Below are 4636 nucleotides of genomic sequence, written 5' to 3'. Positions count from 1 at the left end.
GTGCGTCCTTATCAGCGTCGGTCAGCAAGCGTCGGGGCGGGTGAGTCATGGGAATCTTGACTCATATCCAGCCCCTCAAATCAAGACAGAATGCCACCGACGTGAGCAGTTACAATGTCGCCGACATTCAGCGTATTTCTGTTGAAACTGGCCAACAGCGACGCAACCTGGCACTGGCTGCGGACTGCTGCCGCATTGGCATTCCCGCCGTCAGCATGAGCGCAAGCGTCGCCGCGTCGGCGTCGCGGTAGCCACCGCAGCCGCTTAAACGAAGCCCCTTCAGTTAGGCCGCAATATCCCCACATTGACGGACGGTTCCGAGGCTCCGGGCTCGTCGGCAGGCGGCGCCGGTGGCGGAGCACCGACGAGCTTGCGGATGCGATCGAGACCGGCTTTGCGGTCAGAGCCGGTCAGGAACCCCGTAATGCCGAATACGGTGGAGTCCCTTCGGGAGGACGTGGAGAAAGAAGCGGCGGATGAACTCGTCGGCCGCGAGCGTCAGCGTGCGATGGCGGGCGGCGCCGTCCTGCCGATAGTCCTTGACGCGGAAGGTGACGCTCGTCCCGTCGAGGGGAGGAGACGCCGCAAGGAGATGGCCACGCGGTGGGGGTGTAGCGCGACAGATAGGCGAGCACGGCCCCTTGGCCCCGCGAAGGGCGGTTTGGCGTAGACCACCCATCGCTACTTAGTCAGCGGCGCCCGTCAGAACCGCTCCGCCCGAAGCACCTTTGCGTCTGAGACGCTCACCACGCCGATCTGTCGTTCGACTACGGCGAAAGCGGCTGCGAGAAGTGCATCCAGTCGCTCAGGGCGGATCAAGCAAATAACGGCAATCATCCCGCTACCACGTCCTATCTGGCCTTCGCGGGTCCATTGGCCAGATTGGCCCGAGCCTCCGCTCACCGGCAGGATTGTATAGCCGTTTACACCGGCATCATTCAGTGCAATCAGGAGCTGTCGTTCCATGACAGCTTCGATGATAATCTCCACGCGTTTCGCGTCATGCATGTTAGTCATTCAGTTACCACCACTGCACTAGCCATCATCAGATATAGCGGTATCCCTAAGGTCAGATTGAATGGGAATGTCACGCCCAAAGACAACGTCAGTGAGAGTGCTGGATTGGCTTCAGGCAGCGCCACCCGCATTGCTGCCGGTACGGCGATGTAGGAGGCGGAGGCGCCGAGCACCATGAGCAGCACTACGCCGCCGAGCGATAGCCCCAGCAGCAGTCCAGCAGCAAGCCCGGCGCCGGCTCCCAGGAGCGGCATCAAGATACCAAAAGCGACTACACCGGGCGACAGCAATCCCTGGCTGCCGCGCAGCCCCCTTCCGGCGACCAACCCCATGTCCAGCAGGAACAGGCAAAGAACTCCTTTGAAGGGAGCGACAATGAAGCTCTCGATTTCAGCCAATCCATCTTGTCCAGTGATCCAGCCGATAGCGAACGCGCCGAGAAGGAGAACGATTGAGCCGTTAAGCAGGATCTCGCGCCAGAGATCAGTTCCGAACCCGTCGGCTGTGCTGCTGCGGTATGCGGCAAGCCACAATGCTGAGAGGATTGCGGGGGCTTCCATGGCGGCTGCGACCGCCACCATGTAGCCCTCGGCCGTGATGCCCAATCCGGTGAGGAGCGAACTGGCGGCGACGAACGTCACGATGGAGATCGATCCGTAGTGCCCTGCTACCGCTGCCGCATCGACGACGGAAACAGTGGCGAGCGAACGGATCAACACGAAGGCAATAAAAGGTAGGACCAGCGAGAGGACAATTCCCGACAGTAGAGCGGCAACGAGCCGCACATCCACACCATGAGCTGCTACGCTGGCGCCGCCTTTGAAACCGATGGCGAAGAGGAGGTAAAGGGACAGCCCCTTTGCAACTGCCTCCGGAAAGTTCAGATCCGAGCGCGCGAGAGCCGCTACGAGACCCAACACAAAACTAAGAATGATGGGCGAGACCAAATTAGCACCCGCCAAGCCCAGAACACCGTCCAATCTTACCTCACCATTGCCGGAACGCGCCGCTAGGACGAATACGCTACCAGTCGCGCTCTTCCGTGATCCATTGGCAGGAGCGGCGTCCCTCTTGCGATACCGGACCGGTGCTCATCATCCCTGCGCCGCCCAACATAAATTCCATACCCCGCCAACATTAACATCCTGGAAGCTGATCGTCGCGCCAGGCGTGAGGTTCCTCCAGCATCTCTCGTCGTGGACACTGCTCTCTAACGTCGGGAAGGACTCGACGCCGACGTTCGTCGCGAACGACTGCAACGTGTGGATGAGGGAAACGGCGGCTTTTCCATCGTTCTGCTCGGAAACTGCCGGTCTCCTTTCGCCCCTTGTCTGACATCGAGCGGTTGAGCCGCTACGTCAGGACCGGCCCAAAGGAGACTGGCAGCTTCTGAGCATCGGCAAAGCAAAAGCAGCCGTCGGGCTATCCCCGATCTCGTTATGGGAGCGGCCGCGACAACGTTTCGGAGCGGCCGTTCCGCAGCGGTGGCGGATTTACACTCTCGCCGGCGGTGCACGGTATTCTAGTCATCGCGTGCGAGCATCCTGGAGATCCATGCGGTGCTCTTGAAGTGCCGGCAGACGATGATGAGCGCGGCCGTCAGCGGGACCGCGAGGAGAGCCCCGGCGACCCCCCAAACCCAGCCCCAGAATAGGAGCGCAACGATTATAGCCACCGGCGGCATCGCCATGCCGCGGCCTTGGAGCATCGGATAGACGACGTTACTGATGGCAAGCTGGAGCACCGCGTACCCCACGAACACGACGAGCGGCATCGTGATGTCGCCAAACTGGACGAAGGCATAGAGCGTCGGCGGGATAATGCCGAGGATGTTGCCGATCACCGGGATGAAGTTGAGGAGGAAGTTCAGCAGGCCCCAGATAAGGGCTAGATCAAGCCCGACCGAGTAGGCCCAGAGCGCCGATGCGACGCCAGTGATCAGGCTCGTGATCACAGTCACCCCAATATACTGGCGGAATTTTTCCGCCATCTCCTCGAACGCGTCGATCAGCTCCCGGTTCTCCCGAGCGTCGACCTGCTCACGCAGCTTCTTTGCAAAGGTCGGGATTTCGGGCAGCCCCATCATCACCAGTATGGCGACGAAGCCGAGATAGCCGACAACGGTGTAAATGTCCCAGAACACGGCCTGCGCTATCTCGACGAGGTTATCGTAACCGCTTGCGCCGCCAGGGACCGGCAGGCCTCGTTCAGCCGCCCAGACTGAGTAGCTCTCGTAGAGCGAGCGGAACTGCTCATGGTTCTGAGCAAACGTCTGGGTGACCTGCGCGATCGCAAGGTAGATCACCCCAAAGAAGCCTGTCAGGATTAGGAGAAGTGCGAGGATCGTCCCAGCGTAGCTAAGTCTCTCGGGCAGCAGCTTTTCCAACCAAGGCTTGATAGGCCATGCAGCAGCAATGACGAACACCGCCACGACCAGCGGCATTGTCACCTCGTAGCTCCATTTCAGCGCCGCGACGACAACGACAAAGGAAATCACCCCCAGGAGGCGGTTGCGGATGGAATCAGGCGGTGACATTGGGACCTCGTTTTTCAGCCAGATGCTCCGGCAGGGGGTAGCGAGCGAACAGAGCCATGCTGAGGCGCAGCCGCAACAAACCACTTCGACACGGTTGCGTTGCCGTCATCTGCGGAGCGGTAGGCCGTCTTCATGATCGGCATTCGAGTGGATCTCGGGCGCCTTCGATCGAAGCTTCGGCGACCCTGATGAACTCATTGGCCGCGAGCCCTGGCCTGATCGGAGGATGATACGAGACGGTGATTGTCCCCGCCCGCTTGAATGGCTGATCGCGGCCCCAGTATTGGCCGGAGTCCACAGTGACCGGCAAGACGGGAACATTCAGCTTGGAATAAAGCACTCCCACGCCGCGCTTAAACGCAAGAGAGTCTCGGCCGCTGCCGCGCGTGCCCTCCGGGAAGACCAGAACCGAACGACCTCGCGCTAGGGCTGCCCTGGCTTCGGACATCATGATCTTCAGTGCACGCGTACCGACCTCGCGATCGATTATGATCATTGGGGATCGTTTCAGATACCAAGCGAAGACCGGAACTCGGATGAGCTCGTGCTTGGCGACGATCGCAACGTCGGGGACTAGCAGAAGAAACGCGATCGTCTCCCAGGTCGACTGGTGATTGCAGACGATTAGGCAGGGCTCATCCGGGAGATGCTCACGGCCGTTCTCGACGTAGTCCAGACCGACAATGTGCTTCAACTCGAAGAGGACGCCACGAGCCCACAGGCGAGAAACGCTTCTGATCGTTCGGTCCGGCGCACGGAACAGGACCAGGAGTGGAATGCCGAGGCCTAACAGGGCCGTCCAGCCGGCGAATAGAACGTCGAATGTTCTTGATCGTAAGCTCTGCATGCTCGGATCCTTACAAACCTATGTTAATCGACCCGAGAACCATGAACTCTCAACTGTTTCGCTGCCAGGGACCGCTCGCCACGGGATGACGTCGGACCGAAGAGCGCGCCCGCAAGCGGCGGAACTAGTGGATTGACTCCAACGTTTGGAACCCTCGGCTTCGTGCAGCGATGATGGCGTCTGGATCGGCGCGCCAGACGAAGGGCTTCGGGTTTTGGTTGTGCTCGGCGACGAAG

At 60.4% G+C, this 4636-nt stretch carries 5 protein-coding genes and 2 pseudogenes; 1 reads left to right on the top strand and 6 read right to left on the bottom strand.

Going from position 1 to position 4636, the window contains the following annotated elements; genetic code table 11:
* Positions 1-101 precede the first annotated feature (101 nt).
* A complete protein-coding gene (locus VQ042_RS24720; protein ID WP_331822920.1) occupies positions 102-251 on the top strand; it encodes a hypothetical protein in 150 nt (49 codons plus the stop codon).
* 76 nt (positions 252-327) lie between these two features.
* Here the strand turns inward: VQ042_RS24720 and VQ042_RS24715 are convergent.
* The 6 genes and pseudogenes from VQ042_RS24715 to VQ042_RS24690 form a co-directional block, all read right to left on the bottom strand.
* Positions 328-678, bottom strand: a pseudogene (locus tag VQ042_RS24715) (transposase); the annotation flags it as partial.
* Between the two features lie 24 nt (positions 679-702).
* Positions 703-1008, bottom strand: coding sequence for a P-II family nitrogen regulator (locus tag VQ042_RS24710; RefSeq protein WP_331822919.1), 306 nt, complete (start codon positions 1006-1008; stop codon positions 703-705).
* 5 nt (positions 1009-1013) lie between these two features.
* A complete protein-coding gene (locus VQ042_RS24705; protein ID WP_331822918.1) occupies positions 1014-1997 on the bottom strand; it encodes a sodium-dependent bicarbonate transport family permease in 984 nt (327 codons plus the stop codon).
* A gap of 542 nt (positions 1998-2539) precedes the next feature.
* Complete coding sequence (locus VQ042_RS24700; protein WP_331822917.1) at positions 2540-3553, bottom strand: AI-2E family transporter; 1014 nt, start codon at positions 3551-3553, stop codon at positions 2540-2542.
* Between the two features lie 130 nt (positions 3554-3683).
* Positions 3684-4400 carry a lysophospholipid acyltransferase family protein gene (locus VQ042_RS24695; RefSeq protein WP_331822916.1) on the bottom strand — a complete coding sequence of 239 codons (717 nt, stop codon included), beginning with the start codon at positions 4398-4400 and terminating at the stop codon, positions 3684-3686.
* Positions 4401-4524: 124 nt separating this feature from the next.
* A pseudogene (locus VQ042_RS24690) lies at positions 4525-4636 on the bottom strand (IS630 family transposase); the annotation flags it as partial.

Source organism: Aurantimonas sp. A2-1-M11, assembly GCF_036549475.1.
Classification (GTDB): domain Bacteria; phylum Pseudomonadota; class Alphaproteobacteria; order Rhizobiales; family Rhizobiaceae; genus Aurantimonas.
This window is presented reverse-complemented; position numbering and strand designations above follow the sequence as displayed.